We start from the raw sequence: 20,947 nt of genomic DNA on the forward strand, positions 1-20,947 counted from the left end.
AATTAAAGAGCGTATATTTTACGCTCTTTCTTGTATATATAAATGATAAAAAAATGACGACACTCAAAGAATTAGCTGCTCTTTTAAATATTTCTGTTTCAACCGTTTCAAAAGCGTTAAATGATAGTCATGAAATTAGTGAAAACACAAGAGTAAGAGTTAAAGAATTGGCTACGAAGCTCAACTATAAACCCAATAGAATAGCACAACAACTAAAAACCAATAAGACAAAGATTATTGGGGTTATTCTACCAACAGTAACCAATCCGTTTTTTGCAGAAGTACTACACGGCATTGAAAAAACAGCAACTAATAATGATTATGATATTATTGTATGCTTGTCTAATGAAACCTTGCATAAAGAAAAGCGCAGTTTAGATCTTTTAGCTAATGGAAGTGTCGATGGATTCATTATCGCTGTAGCAAGAGAGAGTCAAGTGAAAGAACAAACGGATCATATTAAATCTGCCATTAAAAGTAAATTACCTGTTTTAATGTTCGATAGAGTCGTAGATGAGATTGAATGTAATAAAGTTATTGTGGATGATTTTCAATCCGTTTATGAAGCTACAGAGCATTTAATAGTGGCTGAGCAGCGAAAAAATATTCTTTTAGTAAGTAATATTGAAGAGCTCAGCGTTGGTCAGCTTAGAATAAGTGGTTTTACAAAAGCTTTGGAAGATCATAATTTAAAATCCAATATTTTAAAACTAGACAATGCCATTGATCGCGATGTTGAACATAAAATATATGATTATTTAAAAGCGAATAAGTCTATTGATGCTATTCTTTCTATTGATCACGTTACAGGTATTGTAGCGATTAATATGGCTAAAAAATTGGGAAAAGACATTCCTAAAGATTTGTCCGTAGTCGGTTTTGGTTATGAGCATACGCAAGTATTATCGAACCCAAAGATCTCAATTATTCATCAGAAAGCACATAAAATAGGTGAGATGTCGACAAAATTATTAATTGATAATATTAAGGATGACACGCTAAAATTGCAAACTATTATTGTGCCTAGTGAGTTGCAACTAAGTGAGTCTTCTGTATCTTAATTTTAAAATTTAGGCATAAAAAAAGCTTGATGCATTTAGTCATCAAGCTTTTTTATTTTAAGACGTTGTGTATTACATTCCTTTAACTTTATCAGCAGCAGAATTTACAGCATCACTACCAGTTTTTTTCGCTGAATCAACAGCATCGCTACCTGCTTGTTTTGCTCCTTCAACGGCGTCCTTAGCAGTATCTTTAGCAGAGTCAATAGCATCACTTGCAGTAGCTTTAGCGTCATCTATAGCGTCACTTGCAGTAGCTTTGGCGTCATCCATTGCATCACCTGTAGCGCCTTTAGCGTCATCCATTGCATCACCTGCATCATCAATAGCTTCATCTATTGTGTCACCAGCTTCATCCATAGCGTCTTCGATTGCTTCACCAGCATCTTCTAAAGCATTTTCTGTAGTGTCAGAAGCGTTTTCTACTGCTTCACCAGCTTTATCTGCTGTTTCTCTACAAGATGTAAATGATAATCCTAATACAGCAACTAATGCTAAACTTAATACAACTTTTTTCATTTTATTGGTTTTAGTGTTAATTTATGTTAATGTACGAAAATAGTAATTTTAGTTAATTTTTAACATCTTTTATTAGTTTATATAACGCACATCGCTACTATATACGTATATAGATGTAGATTTGGACGTTGTTTGCTAATGTTTTTTCTATTTTAATTACTTTTATATATATCTAAATTAGAAAATAAACGATTATAATCAATCAGAGTCCGTCATTAAAAGGATTAATATAGTAACTTAAGTAAAGAAATTTACAAATAGGATAATAGTATGATTTTAAAACCCAGTTACAAATTTTTATTTTTTATTACAGTATTATGTTTTTCTCTTTTGGGGTTTTCTCAAAATAATAGAAAAGAAAAAAGTATTGTAAAAGCTGTAGATCAACATACCGAAAAAGCTATTGCTTTGGTAAAAAAAACAGTCAATATAAATAGTGGTACGATGAATTTTGACGGCGTACAGGAGGTTGGTCAATTATATAAAAGTGAACTCGACAAACTAGGTTTTAAAACGGAATTAACAAAAGGTGATACTTATGGAAGAGCAGGACATTTAATAGCCACAAGACAAGGAAAAAAAGGGCCAAAATTTTTAATGATAGGACATTTAGATACCGTTTTTGAGTTAGATAGTCCTTTTCAAGAATACACCATGCTTAATGATTCCATAATGAAAGGTCCTGGAGTTGCGGACATGAAAGGTGGTGATGTTATCATTATTTTGGCAATGCAAGCTTTAAATGATGCTGGACTATTAGATGATATGTCTATAGAGATTATAATGACGGGAGACGAAGAAAAAAGCGGAGATCCAATAGCATTGTCCAAAAAAGATTTAATTGATGCAGCAAAACGTGCAGATATTGCTTTAGGATTTGAAAATGGAGATAATAACCCAAAAACAATAGTGGTATCTCGCAGAGGTTCTACAGATTGGCAACTTAAGGTCACTGGAAACCCAGCACACTCTTCTCAGATTTTTACAGATCAAATTGGTGCAGGAGCTATCTATGAAACATCTAGAATCTTAAATGAATTCTACGGTCAGTTAGCTAAAGAAAAAGATTTAACCTTCAACCCAGGATTCATAATTGGTGGTACAACCTTACAACCCGATGAGGATGGTACTGGTGGACATGCCTTTGGAAAAACTAATGTGGTCTCACAAGAAACTCTTGTTCGTGGGGATTTAAGAGCTGTGTCTTTAGAACAATTAATTAAAGCTAAAGCAACGATGAAAAGGATTGTTTCAGAGCACTATCCGAAAACGAATGCCGAACTAACATTCTCAGAAGGAGCTTATCCGCCATTGACAAAAACGGAAGGCAATGTAAAATTATTGGGTTATTATAATACGGTAAGTGAAGATTTAGGTTTCGGATCAGTTACAGCAGTAAATCCTAGAAATGCGGGAGCAGCTGATATTTCATTTACTTCAGAATATGTAGATATGGCAATAGATGGTTTAGGGCTTACAGGAGGTGGTGGTGATCACACTATTAGTGAAACAGGGAATTTAAATACTGTGGCAATTCAAGCAAAAATTACAGCGGTTTTGATGTACAGATTAGTGAACTCCAAATTGTAAAATAAAAAAATATATATAAATACGCTTTTTTATAGTTGTCTTTTAAGATAAAAAAGTGATTCCACTACACCGGTTTTAAAGCTGTAAAATAAAGAAGTTGTATTATATTAGAAATAATGGATTTATTTAATTCAGAAACAGAATTTAACCGCTTGCCATTTGATGGGGAAGTAATTTATTATGGCTCTATAATGTCTATTGAAAAAGCACATGAATATTATGAGAAGTTACTTCAATATATCGATTGGGAATATGATAAGGCAATCATTTTCGGAAAACTAATAACCACAAAACGAAAAGTAGCTTGGTATGGTGATGAACCCTTTAATTATACCTATTCTAAAACTACGAAATTGGCCCTACCATGGAATCAAGAGCTTTTAGAACTCAAGACATTGGTTGAAGCTAAAACGGGAGAAACTTTTAACTCATGTTTACTTAATTTGTATCATAGTGGTGACGAAGGTATGTCTTGGCATAGCGATAGAGAAAAGGATTTAAAAAAGGATGGTGCTATTGGTTCGTTAAGTTTTGGAGCAGAGCGAAAGTTTTTATTTAAACATAAAGTAACCAAACAAAATGTCTCTGTGCTGTTAGAAAAAGGTAGTTTATTAGTTATGAAAGGCGCCACTCAAACCCATTGGTTGCATCGCTTACCACCAACTAAAAAAGTAAAAACACCGAGAATAAATTTAACGTTTAGAACTATAGAATTGAATAGGTAACGCATTGTGTTATCAGTTTTAAGATTATGTTTTTAAATAATCCATAATCTTATGAACAGCTCCTCTATTCGAATCTATAAAAGATTTAGTAATTGCTCCTTGTTTTTTTCTTAGTTCACCATCTGTTAACAATGCGTTTAAACAAGAATCAAAGGCTGTAGAACTCTCCAGACTAGTGACTCCTCCTAAATCAATAAGTGTTTTGGCTTCAGGAAATTTAGTATAGTTTTTTCCAATAAGAATCGGAATTCCAAAAACAGCGGGTTCTAGTATATTATGCAAGCCAGTTGTGCCAGCGCCACCGCCAACATAAGCAATGTTTGCATAACTATATACTTTGCTTAAATAACCAATGGTATCCAAAATGAACACCTTGTAATCAGCTAAATTTTCATTTTGAGTTAATTCTGAATAACTAATGGTTTTTACATTCAATTGTGATTTTAAAGAAGCCACATAACTTGGTTTTATATTATGGGGAGCAATCACAAACTTTACTTCCGGATTAGTATTGGAATTGATAAAGTCCATATATAATGTATCATCGTCTGGCCAAGAACTCCCAAAAACAACACAAAATTTGTCATTTTTAAAAGCTTCAATAAAAGGAACGGTATTATCAATTTTTAGTTGGTTTGAAACCCGATCAAATCGTGTGTCACCAGAAATGGAAACAGAATTGTAATTAATGCCTTCAAGTAAAGCTTTGGAATTTTCGTCTTGAGTAAAAATATGTTTAAATCCAAATAAAGCCGATCTCATAAAACGACCATAGCCTTTGAAAAAACTTTGCTCTTTTCTGAATACAGCCGAAATTAAAATCGCTTTTAAGTTCCGTTTTTTAATTTCATGTAAAACGTTAGGCCAAATTTCATATTTTACAAATAGAATATAGTCTGGGTTTACCAAGTCTAAAAAGCGTTTGGCGTTTGCTGTGGTATCCAGTGGAAGGTAAACAACACAATCTGCAATTTTTGCATTTTTCCGAACCTCAAAACCAGAGGGAGAGAAAAAGGATAAGACCACTTTATAATCGGGATGTTCGGCTTTTAAAGCTTCAAAAACAGGTAAACCTTGTTCGTATTCTCCTAAAGAGGCACAGTGAAACCAAAAGGTTTTAACTTCAGGATTAATGTTGTTTTCAAGTTTTGAAAAGGTCGTGTTTCTGCCAACGACACCTTGTTTCAATTTAGAATTGAATAAAGCTGCAATTTTAATAATAAAACTTGCTAAATAAATTCCTATAGAATAGAGTGCTTTCAAAAACAAATATTTGTGCTAAAATACATTTCTTTCAATTAATTGCGTTGTCATAGCGCTTACAATTTCGTATTTTCGCTAATAGCTTTATGCTTTTATATTTATACACTAAAATGTAGTCTTTACAATGAAAAAAATACAGATGGTTGACCTTCAAAGTCAGTATGCCAAAATTAAAGATATAGTAGATCCTTCGATTCAAGAAGTAATGGACAGTGCCAGTTTTATTAATGGTCCTAAGGTGCATGAGTTTCAGAAGAATCTTGAGAATTATTTAGGAGTTAAACATGTTATTCCTTGTGCTAACGGAACAGATGCTTTGCAAATTGCAATGATGGGCTTAGGCTTGCAGCCCGGTGATGAGGTGATTACCGCAGATTTTACGTTCGCAGCCACTGTTGAGGTTATTGCGTTATTGCAATTAACTCCAGTTTTAGTTGATGTAGATCCTGTAACTTTTAATATTGATATTGCTGCGATTAAAAAAGCAATAACACCAAAAACTAAAGCTATAGTGCCAGTTCATTTATTTGGCTTACCTGCAGACATGGATGCTATAATGGATTTAGCAAAAGAACATGATTTATATGTTATAGAGGATAATGCTCAGGGTATTGGAGCGCACTATACACATCGCGATGGTACTAAAACCAAAACAGGTGCTATCGGTCATGCTGCTTCAACGTCTTTTTTTCCTTCTAAAAATTTAGGGTGTTATGGTGATGGTGGAGCTATTTTTACAAATGATGATGATTTAGCTCATACAATTAGAGGTATTGTGAATCATGGGATGTATGAACGATACCATCATGACGTTGTTGGTGTTAATTCACGTTTAGATTCTATTCAAGCGGCCGTGTTAGATGCTAAATTGCCGCATTTAGATGCCTACAATAGTGCTAGACGAGATGCCGCAAGAAAATATAATGAGGCTTTTAAAAATCACCCTAATATTACGGTTCCATCTGGTTTAACAGAATGTGAAGGAATTTGTGATACTTGTGACTGCCATGTATTTCATCAATATACACTTAATCTAAAAGGAGTAGATAGAGACGCTCTTGTAGCACACTTGCAATCTAATAATATCCCTTGTGGTGTGTATTATCCAATTCCGCTGCACAGACAAAAAGCGTACATGGATGATCGCTATAATGAGTCCGATTTTCCAGTGACCAATGCGTTAATAAAATCGGTGATTTCACTTCCAATGCATACGGAGTTAGATGATGAACAGATTGAATATATTGCAAATACAGTTTTAAATTTTATACAAGAAAATAATTAATATATAATAAGCATGTTAAGAATTTTATCAGTCAATGGATTGATTAATTGCAAACGGCATGTGACAATTAAGAAAAAAACATAAAAAATATATGAAAATTTTAGTCACAGGTGGTTTAGGTTTTATTGGGTCGCATACCGTTGTAGAATTGCAGAACGAAGGCTACGAGGTTGTAATTATAGATAATTTATCTAATTCTTCAATTGAAGTTGTAGACGGTATTACGGCAATTACTAATAAAAAACCACTTTTTGAAAAGCTAGATTTAAAAGTTAAATCTGACGTTCAAGATTTTTTTAAGCGTCACAACGATATTGTCGGAGTCATTCATTTTGCAGCAAATAAAGCCGTTGGAGAAAGTGTAAAAGAACCTTTAATGTACTATGAAAATAACGTTACTACTTTAATTTACATGCTTCAAGAATTGAGTGGTTTAAGTCAGAAGAATTTCATTTTTAGTTCATCGTGTACAGTTTATGGACAAGCTGATGAATTACCAATTACAGAGAATGCACCTGTAAAACCTGCAGAATCTCCTTATGGCAATACTAAGCAAATTGGTGAAGAAATTATAAGAGATACCTGTCGTGTAAATGAAGGTATAAAAGCGATTGCACTTCGTTATTTTAATCCTATTGGAGCGCATGAGTCAACTGAAATTGGTGAATTGCCAATTGGAGTTCCACAAAATTTAGTACCTTATATCACGCAAACCGCTATTGGTTTACGAGAGCAATTATCTGTGTTTGGAGGTGATTATCCAACATCTGATGGTACTTGTATTAGAGATTATATTCATGTGGTGGATCTCGCAAAAGCACATGTATTGGCTTTACAGCGTCTTTTGAATGATGAAAATGACTCTAATTATGAGTTTTTTAACCTCGGTACTGGAACGGGAAGTACCGTTTTAGAAGCTGTTCAGTCATTTGAACGAGTTTCTGGCACATCATTAAACTATAAAATAGTTGAGAGAAGAGAAGGTGATGTGATTTCAGCCTATGCCGAAACATCCAAAGCAAATAGTGTTTTAGGTTGGAAAACTAAACTGACTTTAGATGATGCTATGGATTCTGCTTGGAAATGGGAGCAAAAAATTAGATCAAAATAATAAATAGTAACGGATGAAAACTTTATTCAGAATTATCGTTTTATTAAGTGTTGTATCACTTTCGGCGCAAGACACTTATCTACATTGTGGGAAATTAATCGATACAAAATCTGGAAAAGTACTCAAAGAGAAAACCATTGTGGTTTCTGATGATAAAATTATTTCGGTTAAAAATGGCTACGTTATGCCAGCAAATTCAGAGGATGTAACGGTTGATTTAAAGTCGAAAACCGTAATGCCAGGTCTTATAGATATGCATGTGCATCTAGAAGGAGAAACCAATCCAAAATCGTATTTAGAAGCCTATACCTATAATGAGGCTGATGTAGCGTTTGAATCTGTAAACTATGCGAAAGTAACTTTAATGAGTGGCTTTACAACGGTTAGAGATTTGGGTGGCTCTGGTGTCAATATAGCATTAAGAAATGCTGTAAACTCCGGAACAATTGTTGGCCCAAGAATTTTTACAGCAGGTAAAGCACTGGCCACTACAGGAGGTCATGCAGATCCTACAAACGGATCGAGCCACGAGCTTATGGGAGATCCAGGTCCTAAAGAAGGTGTTGTTAATGGAGTAGAGGATGCTAAAAAAGCCGTAAGACAACGGTATAAAAATGGTGCAGATTTAATTAAAATTACAGCGACAGGCGGAGTGCTGAGTGTGGCTAAAAGTGGTCAGAATCCACAATTCACAGTCGAAGAAATAAAAGCGATTTGTGAAACAGCGAAAGATTATGGGTTTCATGTGGCGGCGCATGCACATGGAGATGAAGGCATGCAACGTGCTATTTTAGGAGGTGTGAAAACTATTGAACATGGCACCTTAATGAGTGCTGAAACGATGGAACTCATGAAAAAACACGATGTCTATTTAGTACCAACCATTACCGCTGGAAAATTTGTCTCGGACAAAGCTAAAATAGATGGGTATTACCCTGAAATTATTGTGCCTAAAGCTTTAAATATTGGTCCTAAAATTCAAGATATGTTTGGAAGGGCGTATAAGGCTGGAGTTGGTATTGCTTTTGGTACGGATGCAGCCGTTTTTTATCATGGTGACAACGGAAAAGAGTTTGGGTATATGGTTGAAGCCGGAATGCCTGAAATAGAAGCAATTCAAAGTGCTACTGTTACCAATGCTTTGTTATTAAAAATGGATAACCAAATTGGGCAAATAGAATCAAATTTCATAGCCGATATTATTGCTGTAAATGACGATCCAACGAAGAATATTTCTACTATGGAAAATGTGACTTTCGTTATGAAAAATGGTATTATTTATAAGAATTAGTGCTTTTTTGGTCGTATTTTACTTATTGGATATATAAAAGATACGCAATAGCACTGTGAATATGATAATGGTTATAGTGTCTGATTTTCAATATGATAATATCGGGAGCTGTTAAGCCGGTTTTAACACTTATTACTTTGGATTGGTTATCAATCTTTGTTGCTTTGCAAGGAATGATAATTGAACAACATGAAATTGATAAGCATTAAAAGAGAGACCAAAACTGAAGGTCGTTTTACAAAAAAAATGGGTGTAATGTTAACTAACGTCACCTATATTAAAAAACAGTTTTTAAGTATTCCTTATAAAACACTTCACAAATATCGTGAAACCTATTATGGAGAAGTTAAAGATTGTGAAGATTGCCAATTAGCGCGTTAAGCAATTTTCTCTTTCTTCTTGTTGCTAAAAATACCACTAAATAATAATAGTATCATACCTGCGGTTACGGACATATCGGCAACATTAAAGATTCCTGTTCTAAAGATACCTCCTAAATTAATGTAGAAAAAGTCAGTGACTTGGCCAAATACAATGCGGTCGAAGACATTGGCTACACCTCCTCCTACAATACAACAAAAAGCGATAAGACTCAAACGGTCTAATTCTTTAGTCTTAAGGATATAATATAACACGTAAACCAAAACCAGTGTAGGCAAAACTAATAAAAAGATAAGTCGCAAGGTTGGATTCATATCACTACCCATACCTAAAAAGGCTCCTTTGTTTTCCACCCAAATGAGTTGGAAATAGTCTTGAATAACATTGATTTGACCTTTTCCACCTTTAATCATAGTGGTTCTAACGATTACCTTCGATATTTGATCTATGGCAATATTAAATATTATGACAAGTGATATAAATAACGTTCTGTTCAAAGTAGCTAGATTTAGACGTTAGTTTCAAAAGTAGCTGAAGCTGTTTCTGCTGCTCTATGTATTTTCTTTACTAAGCCTTGTAAAACTTTTCCTGGACCAACTTCTGTGAAATTTGAAGCACCATCTGCAATCATTTGTTGCACCGATTGTGTCCAACGAACAGGAGCGGTTAATTGTGAAATTAAATTGGCTTTAATTTCATTTTCATCTGTAATCGCAGAAGCCGTGACATTCTGGTATATGGGACAAGTTGGAGTACTAAAGGTTGTATTCTCAATAGCAGCTGCTAATTCTTCACGAGCAGGTTCCATTAAAGGGGAGTGAAATGCTCCTCCAACAGGTAATACTAATGCACGTCTTGCACCTGCATCTTTTAAAGACTCACATGCTCTATTTATAGCTTCAACCTCACCAGAAATTACTAATTGGCCTGGGCAATTGTAGTTAGCGGCAACGACAATCCCTTCTGTGGTTTTACATATATCTTCAACAATATGGTCTTCTAAACCTAAAACTGCAGCCATTGTGCTTGGTTGTAACTCGCAAGCTTTTTGCATCGCTTGCGCACGTTGTGATACTAATTTAAGACCATCTTCAAAAGTTAAAGCTCCTGCTGCAACCAAAGCAGAAAATTCTCCGAGAGAATGCCCAGCAACCATGTCTGGTTTAAAGCTATCTCCTAACGTCTTTGCTAAAATAACAGAGTGTAAAAAAATGGCTGGTTGGGTAACTTTAGTTTCTTTTAAATCTTCAGCAGAGCCTTCAAACATAATGTCTGTAATATTAAAACCAAGTATATCATTGGCTTTTTCAAAGAATTCTTGTGCTAAAGGCGAATTTTCGTAAAGGTCTAATCCCATTCCTGAGAATTGAGCACCTTGACCTGGAAATATATATGCGTTCATATGTGTTACAATTTGAGACGCGAAAATAGTAATAATTTATTAAAGAGACCTTTGTATGGTATGTATTCCCTTCTTTGATTTTCTTTTTTACATTAAGAATTTGAAACCGTTTTAGTTCATAAAAAAAAGGATGCTTTTCATAAACATCCTTTTAATATGACTTCTTATTCCCTACAACAAGAAGTACTTTGTTTTTTATGTCTTTGGGTATGCCAAAGTGGTTTTGTATCAAAAATTTAAGGAGCAGTTTCGACATGTTTGTTTTAAAAAAATTAGAGTCGTCATCAGCTTTGATTCCTTATGTGATAGCTATAATTCTGTTTTTAAGATTTGAATTGAGTTGAAAATTCTATTATTATTACTATATCATTACCATAGTGTTAGTTGAGGCCTAATAGTATTAAGCTTTGTGCTAAAACTAATGCTACAGCATATAGTATTAATACAAATATTAATATTGATTTTTTTTTCATAAATAAGTAGGTAAGTGTTCTAAACGAAATTAGGGTAATAAAGGAAGCTGTGAAAAAAAATGTCGTGAAGTAAGGAGTTTTGTACGTGGAAAGTTATGATGATCTGCTCTAAGTCCCTTTTTATTTGAGAAGGCCATTTAATTAAATTTCACGCTAAAAATGTGATTATTAAAATGAGCTATAGGCTTTCTTAAATTCCGCTTTGTAGGTGTTTGATATTGGAATTTCTCGGTCCTGAATATAAATAATAGAACCTTTTACACTATCAATATTATCTAATTTAACTGCATAGGATCGATGTACGCGATTCACTCCCTTAAGAGCATTTTCCTGAATAAAATGATCTATAGTACCTCGTTTTAAATACTTCTTCGTGGTTGTGTGAATTTCTATATATTTATCAGAAGACATAATAAAAAGTAAATCGTCTTCTTTTACTTTATGTATTTGATGACCAATTTTAATACAGAAATAATTATGTTTTTTATGGTATCTGTCTAAAACAATATTTAAAGTTGAAAAAATATTTCCTTCATTAAAAGGTTTTAGTAAGTACGCATTTGGTGTTAATTGTGAAGCCTCTTTTACAGTTGAAGGATCTGCAAAGGAAGTCAGAAATATAAATGGAATGCTTAAATGATTATTGATGTATTTGGCAATTTCAAAACCTTGATTTCTACCATGCATATTTATGTCTGTTATAACAATGTCTGGCGTATTTACTTTCAACGCATTTATGGCACTTTCGGCATTAAACGCAATATCCGTTACGTGGTATCCTAAATCTTCTAAAATAATATTTAATTGCTCTGATATAAATACATCATCATCTACAATTAACACTTTTATTTTTTCGTTATCTCGCATTGAATTTAATGTTAACCGAGCACCCAACCGTATTGTTTACGCGTATCTTACCAAGTAATTGTCTAGTTACAAGGGAATATATTAATTTCATTCCAAAAGATTGTATTGTTGTAATATCAATGTCTTTGGGTAAGCCTTTGCCGTTATCAGTATAATTAAATGCAATGGTATTGTTTGATTTTAAAATACTAACTTTTACTATTTTAGGATTGTTTTTGTCCCAGGCGTGTTTGATGCTATTGGCAATTAGCTCATGTAAAATAAAACCTAAGGTTTGTGCCTGTTCAACATTAATCCATAATTCCTCACCTTGCACGGTAAAGCTGTCTTGTTCTGATTTAATAGGTTTTAATATTAGATCTACAATGTCATTAAAATATTCTAAAACATCTATTTCCTTATAATTCCCTTTTAGATACATTTTTTGATGTGCCAATTGCAAAGCATCTATTCTTTTTTTACTGTCCATTAAAACTTCTTTTGCAAGCTCGTTTAATGTGTTTTTAGATTTTAAATGTAATAATGAAGACACCACTTGCATATTATTTTTAACACGATGGTTGACTTCTTTTAATAAAATTTCTTTATCACTCAAAGCTTCTTTTATGGTACTGTTTTTTGCCGCAAGTACTGCTGCAACTTTCTTTTTTTGATAGTAAAAATAAGTAATGCATAAAACTATGATTATAAGTATTATAATGCTAGAAACAGCTGTGTAATTTTTTAACTTATTACGTTCTTCTTTTTTTTCATATTCATATTGAAGTAGCTTAAATTCATTGGCTTTAGTAATACTGTCTGTCAATGACTTTTGATGGTAAACATCTTGAAGTTCAATGCGAATAATATCTTGAATACCTTCCTTATTTCTAACCTGATTATTATAATTATTAAATTCCTTATAATACATGAGGGCCTTAGATAGGTCTCCATCTTCTTCGTAGGCTTCAGCGAGACCGTAGCTCGCTAATTTTAGGGTGTTAATATTATTAGTGGTTTTTGCAATTTGGTACGCTTTATTATAATAGGTGATACTTTCCTTTTTTTGATTTAAAGCTTGGTAGGTTTTTGCAGCAACAACATAAGCTTTATCTAAATCATCTTTAATATTTAAACGCTCTAAGTGTTGAATTGCCCATGTTATGTTCTCTTTGGCTGCTTTGGTTTCATTTTGCTGTAAATGTAAATGCGCTAAATTCGTTCTTACGTTTGCCTCTAGCACTACAGCTTTACTAGTTGCAGCAATATCTAAAGCTGCGTTGTAATTTTTTTTAGCTTCTGATAAGTTGTTTAGTTCTAAATGTAATTCTCCTATTTTATTTAAAGCATTAATAAGTCTGTTGTTATTAGATAACCTTTTAGCGTAAGATATGGCTGTCGTATAGTTTTTTTCGGCAGTCTTATATTCTTTAATTGTAACATTTATATCTCCAAGACTTTCATAAATGGAAGCCATGTATCCAATATAATTATGGTCAATACAGAAATTTAAGGCCTCTTCAAAAGTTTCTAAACTTAGTTTGTATTGGCCTTGAGCCTCATAGATTTCTCCTATATTAATTTTAGATCTAGCGTATTCTACATTGATTTCGTGCTTATTCGCAATATCGAGACTTTTAAAATGGTAGTCTAAAGCGAGTGAAGCGTTGCCTATACTGTTATTTAAGTTGCCGAGATCACCGTAAATTTTAGCAATTCCTAGATAAGTTTTGTGCTGTATTGAGAAATCTAAACCTTCTATTAACGTATTTTTTGCATTATCAATATCACCTAACATCATATAAGTATGTCCTAGAAAATGATAAGCTTGAGATGTTCGTTTGTGATTTTTACTAGTCTTTGCTAATTCGAGATACTCAGCGCTATATTGTAGCCCTTGATTAAAATCTGAATAAACTGATTTCCAACAACAATAACTAAAGGCATTTAGTCTTTCTTCAATTGGCTTTGTGATATTAGTGGCAATGTGGTAAGCTGAATCTAGGGCTTTTTGCTTCTGCACATCAGCCTGAGCAAGCCCCTTGCTTGTAATAAACAGCACTATTAATAAATAGGTATATTTCATTTTATAGACGTGCTTTTTTACAATGGGTTATGCAATACATAGCTTTAAAAATTTGTAGTTGCGGCTTCGGCACAACGTTCTCCATCCATGGCCGCAGAAATTATTCCACCTGCATAACCACCACCTTCACCACAAGGAAATAGATTACTGATTTCTGGATGTTCTAAAGATTCCGTTCTTGGAATATTTACAGGGGATGAGGTTCGAGATTCTACACCAATTATATTTGCTTCTTCAGTGTAATACCCTTTCATTTTTTCTCCAAAGGCCTTAAACCCTTTTCGTAAAGAACCACCAATTATTTTAGGTAATAAGGAATGTAATGGTGCTGATTTTAAACCGGGTTGATAAGAGGTTTCGTTTAAACACGAAGACATTTTACCCTCAACAAAATCCGTTAGTCTTTGAGCAGGAGCAGATTGTCTGCGTCCTCCAGATGTGAAGGCTAAACGCTCTAAATCTTTTTGATATTCTAAGGCTTTTAAAGGTCCAAAATGTTCGTATTTATATAAATCTTTATCGGCATTAATTTCGGTGACAATACCAGAATTAGCAAACTTATTATTTCGTTTTGAAGGAGACATACCGTTTACAACCACTTCTCCATTAGCTGTCGCTGCAGGAACAATAAATCCACCAGGACACATGCAAAATGAATATACACCTCTATCATTAACCTGTTGTACTAAACTATATGATGCGGCTGGAAGTAATTCATCTCGTGGTTCACCTTTACAATGGTATTGAATGCCATCGATAATCTCTTGCGGATGTTCTACCCTAACTCCCATGGCAAACGATTTGGCTTCAAGTTGAATTTTTTTGTCATTCAATAAGTAGAAAATATCTCTTGCGGAATGTCCTGTGGCTAAAATGACTTTTTCAACGTCTAGTTCTTTGCCATTTTGAAGTTGAATAGCCACAATTTTATTATGCTTAATGGTGAAGTCGGAAACTCTAGATTCAAAATGAACTTCACCACCAAACTTGATAATATTTTCTCTAATATTCTGAACGACTTTAGGTAATTTATTCGTTCCAATATGTGGATGGGCATCTACTAATATCTGATCAGTAGCTCCGTGATATACTAAGTTTTCAAATATGCGACGAACATCACCGCGTTTTAAGCTTCGTGTATATAATTTCCCATCAGAATACGTGCCAGCACCACCTTCTCCAAAGCAATAATTTGAATCTTCGTTAACAAAATGATCTTGATTAATGGCTTTTAAATCGCGCCGACGGTCTTTTACATTTTTGCCGCGTTCTAAGACGATGGGTTTAAAACCCAATTCAATACAACGCAATGCCGCATACATGCCTGCAGGACCAAATCCGATGATGTGAACTGGTTTTGCTTTGGATACATCTTTGTAATCAAAATGGTACTCTGAAGTTTCAGGAAGTGGTTCGTTGATATAAATTTCAACTTTATAATTAAACATGATGTTTCGCTTACGTGCATCAATTGATTTTCTCAGAACTTTGATTCCTGAAATCTCAGAAGGTTTCATACCCAAATCGTAGGCCGCTTTGTTTAGCAAACCATCTGGCTGTTTTTCTTCGTGTAAATTAATACGTAATTGTAAGGCTTTTATCATGTTGCAAAATTAAAGAAAAGAAATGTCTTCAAAATATATTAATTTGTAATAACGTAAAATGATTTCATTTACTCAAATGCAAAAAAAAACCACGCTATAGAACGTGGTTTTATTTAAAGGTGTTTTCGCTGGTTAGGATTTCGTTTTAGGTTGGTCTCGGTTTATTTCAGTAATGTCTACATCAGTAGCTTCTACACCAAGCAAGTGTTTGCTAAAATGATCTGCACGCAGCCAAAACGAATATTCCGTCATACTTCCAAATCCATGGCGTTGTCCTGGCATAAGCATAAAATCGAAACGTTTATTTGCTTTAATCAATTCATTTGCCATTCTAATGGTACCTCCAGGATGCACGTTATTGTCTACATCACCAGTGATTAGCATTAATTTTCCTTTTAAATTTCTAGCTAGCGATTGGTTATTGTCAATGAGATATTTGTACTTCACATTACCATCGTCATCCATTTCTTCTTGTACACCATGATGCGTTTCACTCCACCAGCTGTTATAAATGCTATTGTCATGGTTTCCGGCTGAAGACACTGCGGCTTTAAAGAAATCAGGGTATACTAACATTGCAGCGGTAGACATAAATCCACCACCGGAATGACCATAAATCCCTACTTTTTCGATATCGATAAAATCATGTTGGTCCGCGAGTTGCTCTGCAACATGTCTTTTGTCTGCCAAGCCGTAATCTCTTAGGTTACCATAACCGTAATTATGATACCATTTAGAACGGTCTGGATGGCCACCACGATTTCCCATAGTGACTACAATAAAGCCTACTTGTGCCATACGGTCTAAACGATCCATTCTAACAGAAAACGATTTGTTTACAGCTTCCGTCTGTGGCCCAGGATAAACATATTCTAATAGTGGATATTTTTTTGTGTCATCAAAATCATAAGGCTTATACATGACACCATAAATATCAGTAATACCATCATCTGCTTTCATTTTAAAAGTCTCAGGAAATTGATAACCTGTAGCCATTAATTGTGATAAATCGGCCTCTTCTAGTGTCATGATAAGTTTTCCGGTACTCGATCTTAATTCTGATTTAGGAACGGTGTCTACTCTAGAATAGTTACTCACAAAATAAGCATTAGAATCTGACATGTCAGTACTTGAATTGAAATCACCAGGATTTAAAGCCTTTAGTCCAGTGCCATTTAAGTTAACACTATACATGTGCTCGTAATATGGGTCTTGATCTTTTGGTATACCATGGGCCGTAAAGTAAAGGGTTCTGCTTTTTTCATCAACGCCTATTGCGCGTTCAACATGGTAGGAGCCAGAAGTCACTTGATTTTTTAAGTTTCCTTCAGTGTCATACAAATAATAGTGTGCCCAACCCGAACGTTCTGCCCAATGCAGCATTTCGGTTTCGTTATTTAACAATACTAATGGACGTGATTCTATATAGGTGTTAAAACGTTCTTCAATTAACACTTTGGTTTCTCCTGTATTGATATCAGCCACACAGATATCTAGTTTTTTACGATCTCTGCTAATAGTACTGTAATAAATTTTCCCTTTTTTTGATAAGAGTAAAGACGGTGAAAAATCATTATCATAAACTGATTGTTTTCGTGGCTCACGATATACTTGAATACTTTGCTGTTTTACCGTATCTAATTGTACTTGGATATTACTTTTTGAAGGGATATCAAACACATGAAGTTCTGTCTTGTAATATTCATCTTCTCCTGGCATATGATATTTATACGTCTCTAAAGTAGGTCGTTTTCCAGAGGTGGTGTTAATTACCCACAGGTCATTGATATGTCTTGAATCTGTTCTTTGGAACACAAATTTTTTGGAATCATGAGACCAAATACCACGAACCGATTTACGTTTATCTTTATTTTTAATTTTGGTTTCGTTGTTTTCACCTCTTCCACTGCTACCGTAGCCATAGTTTTCCTCACCATCTGTAGTCCATTGGTTTTCTACAATAGTCGTATCTTTTTCATTTTCTACAGCTTTTAGAAAGTTTTCCTTATCCATCCAATATAAATTATGGTGTTTAGAAAATAATACTACCGAGCTGTCTGGAGCAATGTTAGCCCACTTTTTCCAATCTTCTTTTTCTTTTTTCTTGTTACTAACAACTGTTAAACCATTACTGCCAAGACGGTACTCCAAGTGATACACCTTATTTACTTTTTTAGGTTTTTTAGCTTTAGCTTTAGCTTTTTTCTTTTTATCTGTTTTAGTAGAATCTGTTTCTTTTAGCGTCTCTTTTTCTTCTTCTAAGTCATCGTCCTTTTTCTCTTCATCTACTTTTTCGGTAGATGTCACATAGAATCTTATGGCGGTGTCATTTTTTACAAATTCAAAATTGAACCTTGGTAAATGCTGTGCGTCATATGGATCTTTGGTGATTTCAGTGAGCCATTTTGCCATTTTTTCATTATCAAAAAGGACTTTTTTAGTTTTTTGATCGGCATCAACAATATAATATTTAGACCCTTCAGTGGTTTTGTATTGGTACCAAAAACGATTTCCAGTTTTTAGCCAATTAGGTCTTACAGAAGTTGAATGTACTAGTTTTCCCAAGTTGGTTGGAGAGTATTTAGCTGCAGCTCTGTAATTTGGTGTTGGAGTCTGACTTTCTTTGTCGCTACTTTGTGCACTTATGAGATTAAATGATAAGCTTAAAAAGAGAAGAAGTATTAATTTTTGCATACGTAGTGGGTGGTTTAAGATGAGTTTATATGTTGAATTTGCCTAAAATACTTTGAATATTATAAAGTTGGTAAATATTTAACATTAGGCTAACGAATTAATTGCACTAGTGGTACGCAATTAAAGCGTTTTTAGTATATTCAAATTCTAAAAATAAATTGAAAGATAATTGAGTTGGTTTAAAAAGGATCCTTTACAAATTATTGCGTTTCAAGGTTATGGAACGGATTCCCATTTTTACGCTAGAGGTAGAGCTTTGGAAGACGAATCTATTGACTTAGATGATCAACATGTTTGGCATCTCATTGTGAATACTTGGAAACGTTTTGAAACCGATGAAATTAAACATGTTGGTTTAGATTTAAAGCTTCCCAATAATAAAGTTTTAAAGGTTACAACCGATGATAATGGGTATTTTATAGTAAAAGAAAACTTAGAAAACCTAAATGACTTAACAAATGAAGAAGGTTGGTTGTCTTATGAATTATCTTATAATGATATTGGGATTAAACGGGTTATTCAAAATAAAAATAAATTTCCAGGCGAACTTTTAATTCCGTCTCAAAAAGCTGAATTTGGTGTAGCCAGTGATATTGATGATACTATTTTACACACGGGAGTAGTTTCTATTTTGAAATGGAAAGTGATTTATAACTCTATTTTTAAACATGCAAAGAATAGAATTCCATTAGAGGGTTCTGCAGAATTTTATCATAAATTACATCGTGGTGTTTCCGGTAGTAATGCCAATCCTATTTTTTATGTAAGTCATAGTCCTTGGAATTTGTATCGTTATTTGGAACTTTTTTTAAGGCAGAATAATTTCCCTAAAGGACCTATTTTATTACGAAGTCTTAGTAATCTGCTCCGAAAAAAATCGCATGACGACAAACCACAAAAACAAAAGGAAATTTTGAACCTGCTTAAAACATATCCAGATTTACCTTTTATCTTAATTGGAGATAGTGGTGAGCATGATCCGGATATTTATATAGAAATTGCTGAAGAATTTCCTGATCGAATTTTAGCTATTTATTTACGTAGCGTAAAACACAAAAAGAAAATGTTGCGCGTTAGAGATATTGTTGAAGGTTATAAAACAACACCTATGGTATTAGTTGAAAATAGTGAGCAAGCCATTAAACATGCTAGAGAAAGTGGATTTATTGTTTAAAATAACCCATTAATCTGTGCATCGATTCTATTAATAATATCTCCTAAATCTTCAGGATTGGCAACAAAATCTAAATTATCTACATCAATGATAAGTAAGTTCCCTTTGTCATAAGTAGAAATCCAAGCTTCGTAACGTTCGTTTAAGCGACTTAAATAATCGATACTAATGGTGTTTTCATAATCGCGGCCTCTTTTATGAATTTGAGCCACTAAGTTAGGAATAGAACTACGCAGGTAAACTAATAAATCTGGACCTTTGACAAACGATTCCATGAGCTCAAAAAGTGATGAGTAATTCTCAAAATCGCGATTAGTCATTAAACCCATAGCGTGCAAGTTAGGAGCAAAAATATGTGCATCTTCATAGATGGTTCTGTCTTGAATGATGTCTTTTCCACTATCGTGAATTTGATTGACTTGGCGAAACCTACTGTTTAAGAAATAGACTTGTAAATTGAAGCTCCAACGTTCCATCTGATTATAAAAATCATCTAAATACGGGTTGTCCACAACGTCTTCCAATTGTGCCTCCCATTTAAAGTGTTTGGCGAGTAATTTTGTGAGTGTTGTTTTTCCAGCTCCTATATTTCCTGCAACGGCAAAATGCATAATCTATTCTATTTTTAATTGGTAACGACGTAGTAAATTGAAGTCGTAAATATACACCGTTTCATTGGTTACCAAAAACTGTTTTATTAACATTTTTGGATGTAGAATGGGTTTAATTATGGACTTGTTTTTTTCTAGGATAAATAGTGATTCATCTTTTTTTAGAACTAAATGCGCTTCATTAAATGCTAAGCCTTCATAACCTGAGTTTTCTATTTTTCGGATTAAACTGCCAAAGTAATTATACACGTAGAGGTAATTTTTAGTGAGTAAATAGCAATAATTATAATCGCTTTTTAAGTCTAACACCTCAGATTGAACAGGTACCGTTTTCAGTTTAATTTTATTGGTTTTAAAATCATACAATTCTAAATATTGATAATCTTGATTGAATAGCCAAAGCGAATTATCATAGCCTGAAGACACAAAAGACACGTTTTTGTAGGGTTGGATAGTATTAAAATCTACTTTTTTAATTTCAGCCAAACGATTATCTAAAATCACAACCGTATTAAAGTCTTTATAAAAGAGATTTAACTTTAAGGGATTAAATGTATTTGCAGAGGTAATGTCTCCCAATTGAAAATTGGCATAGGTAATAATAGTATCTTTTGTTTTCTTATGAAATGAATTGTTGTCAGTGGCATAGTAAAGCGTACCGAAATTATCAATTCCAAAAATGGCTTTCGCTTCTAGTTGTGTTGAATCTTTTAAGATTGCTGTGATTTGTTTTTGTACGTCCTGTTGTGAAAAGCTAAGACATCCGAAGAGTAGAAAAAAATATATTAACTTTTGCATGATTGTAGGTGAATAGGCATGAAAAGTACGAAA

At 33.7% G+C, this 20,947-nt stretch carries 18 protein-coding genes; 8 read left to right on the top strand and 10 right to left on the bottom strand.

Annotated elements, in window-relative coordinates:
* Positions 1–53: 53 nt before the first annotated feature.
* Positions 54–1,061: a LacI family DNA-binding transcriptional regulator gene (locus KO515_RS12900; RefSeq protein WP_215936752.1), complete on the top strand. Its 1,008-nt coding sequence runs from the start codon at positions 54–56 to the stop codon at positions 1,059–1,061.
* A gap of 72 nt (positions 1,062–1,133) precedes the next feature.
* Here the strand turns inward: KO515_RS12900 and KO515_RS12905 are convergent, their stop codons facing one another.
* Positions 1,134–1,580: a hypothetical protein gene (locus tag KO515_RS12905; RefSeq protein ID WP_215936753.1), complete on the bottom strand. Its 447-nt coding sequence runs from the start codon at positions 1,578–1,580 to the stop codon at positions 1,134–1,136.
* Between the two features lie 270 nt (positions 1,581–1,850).
* Between KO515_RS12905 and KO515_RS12910 the strand changes: the two genes are divergently transcribed.
* On the top strand, positions 1,851–3,170 hold the full coding sequence (locus KO515_RS12910) for a M20/M25/M40 family metallo-hydrolase (protein WP_215936754.1): 1,320 nt from the start codon (positions 1,851–1,853) through the stop codon (positions 3,168–3,170).
* A 116-nt stretch (positions 3,171–3,286) separates the two neighbouring features.
* Positions 3,287–3,895, top strand: a complete 609-nt coding sequence (locus KO515_RS12915; RefSeq protein ID WP_215936755.1) for an alpha-ketoglutarate-dependent dioxygenase AlkB family protein — start codon at positions 3,287–3,289, stop codon at positions 3,893–3,895.
* Positions 3,896–3,919: 24 nt separating this feature from the next.
* Here KO515_RS12915 and KO515_RS12920 read toward each other — a convergent pair whose 3' ends face one another.
* Positions 3,920–5,158 carry a 3-deoxy-D-manno-octulosonic acid transferase gene (locus tag KO515_RS12920; protein WP_215936756.1) on the bottom strand — a complete coding sequence of 413 codons (1,239 nt, stop codon included), beginning with the start codon at positions 5,156–5,158 and terminating at the stop codon, positions 3,920–3,922.
* 124 nt (positions 5,159–5,282) lie between these two features.
* Between KO515_RS12920 and KO515_RS12925 the strand changes: the two genes are divergently transcribed.
* The 4 genes from KO515_RS12925 (at position 5,283) to KO515_RS12940 (ending at position 9,226) form a co-directional block, all read left to right on the top strand.
* Positions 5,283–6,443, top strand: coding sequence for a DegT/DnrJ/EryC1/StrS family aminotransferase (locus KO515_RS12925; protein ID WP_215936757.1), 1,161 nt, complete (start codon positions 5,283–5,285; stop codon positions 6,441–6,443).
* A gap of 91 nt (positions 6,444–6,534) precedes the next feature.
* Complete coding sequence (galE, locus tag KO515_RS12930) at positions 6,535–7,554, top strand: UDP-glucose 4-epimerase GalE (protein ID WP_215936758.1); 1,020 nt, start codon at positions 6,535–6,537, stop codon at positions 7,552–7,554.
* Between the two features lie 13 nt (positions 7,555–7,567).
* Entirely contained in the window at positions 7,568–8,845 is a 1,278-nt protein-coding gene (locus KO515_RS12935) for a metal-dependent hydrolase family protein (RefSeq protein WP_215936759.1), read from the top strand.
* A 189-nt stretch (positions 8,846–9,034) separates the two neighbouring features.
* Positions 9,035–9,226 carry a hypothetical protein gene (locus KO515_RS12940; protein ID WP_215936760.1) on the top strand — a complete coding sequence of 64 codons (192 nt, stop codon included), beginning with the start codon at positions 9,035–9,037 and terminating at the stop codon, positions 9,224–9,226.
* On the opposite strand, the gene lspA is transcribed toward KO515_RS12940, so the two are convergent.
* The 6 genes from lspA to KO515_RS12970 form a co-directional block, all read right to left on the bottom strand.
* Positions 9,223–9,723, bottom strand: a complete 501-nt coding sequence (lspA, locus tag KO515_RS12945; protein ID WP_215936761.1) for a signal peptidase II — start codon at positions 9,721–9,723, stop codon at positions 9,223–9,225. The genes KO515_RS12940 and lspA overlap by 4 nt on opposite strands.
* A gap of 11 nt (positions 9,724–9,734) precedes the next feature.
* Positions 9,735–10,628 (bottom strand): ACP S-malonyltransferase, encoded by an 894-nt coding sequence (gene fabD, locus KO515_RS12950; protein ID WP_215936762.1) that lies wholly within the window; start codon positions 10,626–10,628, stop codon positions 9,735–9,737.
* 641 nt (positions 10,629–11,269) lie between these two features.
* Positions 11,270–11,968, bottom strand: coding sequence for a LytR/AlgR family response regulator transcription factor (locus KO515_RS12955; protein ID WP_215936763.1), 699 nt, complete (start codon positions 11,966–11,968; stop codon positions 11,270–11,272).
* Positions 11,958–14,033, bottom strand: a complete 2,076-nt coding sequence (locus KO515_RS12960) for a tetratricopeptide repeat-containing sensor histidine kinase (RefSeq protein WP_215936764.1) — start codon at positions 14,031–14,033, stop codon at positions 11,958–11,960. Before KO515_RS12960 ends, KO515_RS12955 begins: the two co-directional genes overlap by 11 nt.
* A 44-nt stretch (positions 14,034–14,077) precedes the next feature.
* The gene (locus KO515_RS12965; protein ID WP_215936765.1) at positions 14,078–15,637 is read right to left on the bottom strand and encodes an NAD(P)/FAD-dependent oxidoreductase; all 1,560 of its coding nucleotides are present in this window, start codon (positions 15,635–15,637) and stop codon (positions 14,078–14,080) included.
* Positions 15,638–15,769: 132 nt separating this feature from the next.
* Positions 15,770–18,331 (bottom strand): S9 family peptidase, encoded by a 2,562-nt coding sequence (locus KO515_RS12970; protein ID WP_215936766.1) that lies wholly within the window; start codon positions 18,329–18,331, stop codon positions 15,770–15,772.
* 169 nt (positions 18,332–18,500) lie between these two features.
* On the opposite strand from KO515_RS12970, the gene KO515_RS12975 reads away from it, so the two are divergent.
* Positions 18,501–19,505: an App1 family protein gene (locus KO515_RS12975; RefSeq protein ID WP_215936767.1), complete on the top strand. Its 1,005-nt coding sequence runs from the start codon at positions 18,501–18,503 to the stop codon at positions 19,503–19,505.
* Here the strand turns inward: KO515_RS12975 and KO515_RS12980 are convergent.
* Both KO515_RS12980 and KO515_RS12985 read right to left on the bottom strand, forming a co-directional pair.
* Positions 19,502–20,116, bottom strand: coding sequence for a deoxynucleoside kinase (locus KO515_RS12980; protein WP_215936768.1), 615 nt, complete (start codon positions 20,114–20,116; stop codon positions 19,502–19,504). The genes KO515_RS12975 and KO515_RS12980 overlap by 4 nt on opposite strands.
* A 3-nt stretch (positions 20,117–20,119) precedes the next feature.
* Positions 20,120–20,914 carry a hypothetical protein gene (locus KO515_RS12985; protein WP_215936769.1) on the bottom strand — a complete coding sequence of 265 codons (795 nt, stop codon included), beginning with the start codon at positions 20,912–20,914 and terminating at the stop codon, positions 20,120–20,122.
* Positions 20,915–20,947: the final 33 nt, after the last annotated feature.

Origin of the sequence: Winogradskyella psychrotolerans, from assembly GCF_018860545.1 — a bacterium.
In the GTDB taxonomy this organism is placed as follows: Bacteria; Bacteroidota; Bacteroidia; order Flavobacteriales; family Flavobacteriaceae; genus Winogradskyella; species Winogradskyella psychrotolerans_A.

Coding starts and splice junctions, on each gene's coding strand:
- KO515_RS12970 (WP_215936766.1), bottom strand. CDS start 18,331: ATGCAAAAATTAATACTTCTTCTCTTTTTAAGCTTATCATTTAATCTC.
- KO515_RS12915 (WP_215936755.1), top strand. CDS start 3,287: ATGGATTTATTTAATTCAGAAACAGAATTTAACCGCTTGCCATTTGAT.
- KO515_RS12910 (WP_215936754.1), top strand. CDS start 1,851: ATGATTTTAAAACCCAGTTACAAATTTTTATTTTTTATTACAGTATTA.
- KO515_RS12900 (WP_215936752.1), top strand. CDS start 54: ATGACGACACTCAAAGAATTAGCTGCTCTTTTAAATATTTCTGTTTCA.
- galE (WP_215936758.1), top strand. CDS start 6,535: ATGAAAATTTTAGTCACAGGTGGTTTAGGTTTTATTGGGTCGCATACC.
- KO515_RS12955 (WP_215936763.1), bottom strand. CDS start 11,968: ATGCGAGATAACGAAAAAATAAAAGTGTTAATTGTAGATGATGATGTA.
- KO515_RS12905 (WP_215936753.1), bottom strand. CDS start 1,580: ATGAAAAAAGTTGTATTAAGTTTAGCATTAGTTGCTGTATTAGGATTA.
- KO515_RS12940 (WP_215936760.1), top strand. CDS start 9,035: ATGAAATTGATAAGCATTAAAAGAGAGACCAAAACTGAAGGTCGTTTT.
- KO515_RS12985 (WP_215936769.1), bottom strand. CDS start 20,914: ATGCAAAAGTTAATATATTTTTTTCTACTCTTCGGATGTCTTAGCTTT.
- KO515_RS12925 (WP_215936757.1), top strand. CDS start 5,283: ATGAAAAAAATACAGATGGTTGACCTTCAAAGTCAGTATGCCAAAATT.
- fabD (WP_215936762.1), bottom strand. CDS start 10,628: ATGAACGCATATATATTTCCAGGTCAAGGTGCTCAATTCTCAGGAATG.
- KO515_RS12980 (WP_215936768.1), bottom strand. CDS start 20,116: ATGCATTTTGCCGTTGCAGGAAATATAGGAGCTGGAAAAACAACACTC.
- KO515_RS12935 (WP_215936759.1), top strand. CDS start 7,568: ATGAAAACTTTATTCAGAATTATCGTTTTATTAAGTGTTGTATCACTT.
- KO515_RS12960 (WP_215936764.1), bottom strand. CDS start 14,033: ATGAAATATACCTATTTATTAATAGTGCTGTTTATTACAAGCAAGGGG.
- KO515_RS12965 (WP_215936765.1), bottom strand. CDS start 15,637: ATGATAAAAGCCTTACAATTACGTATTAATTTACACGAAGAAAAACAG.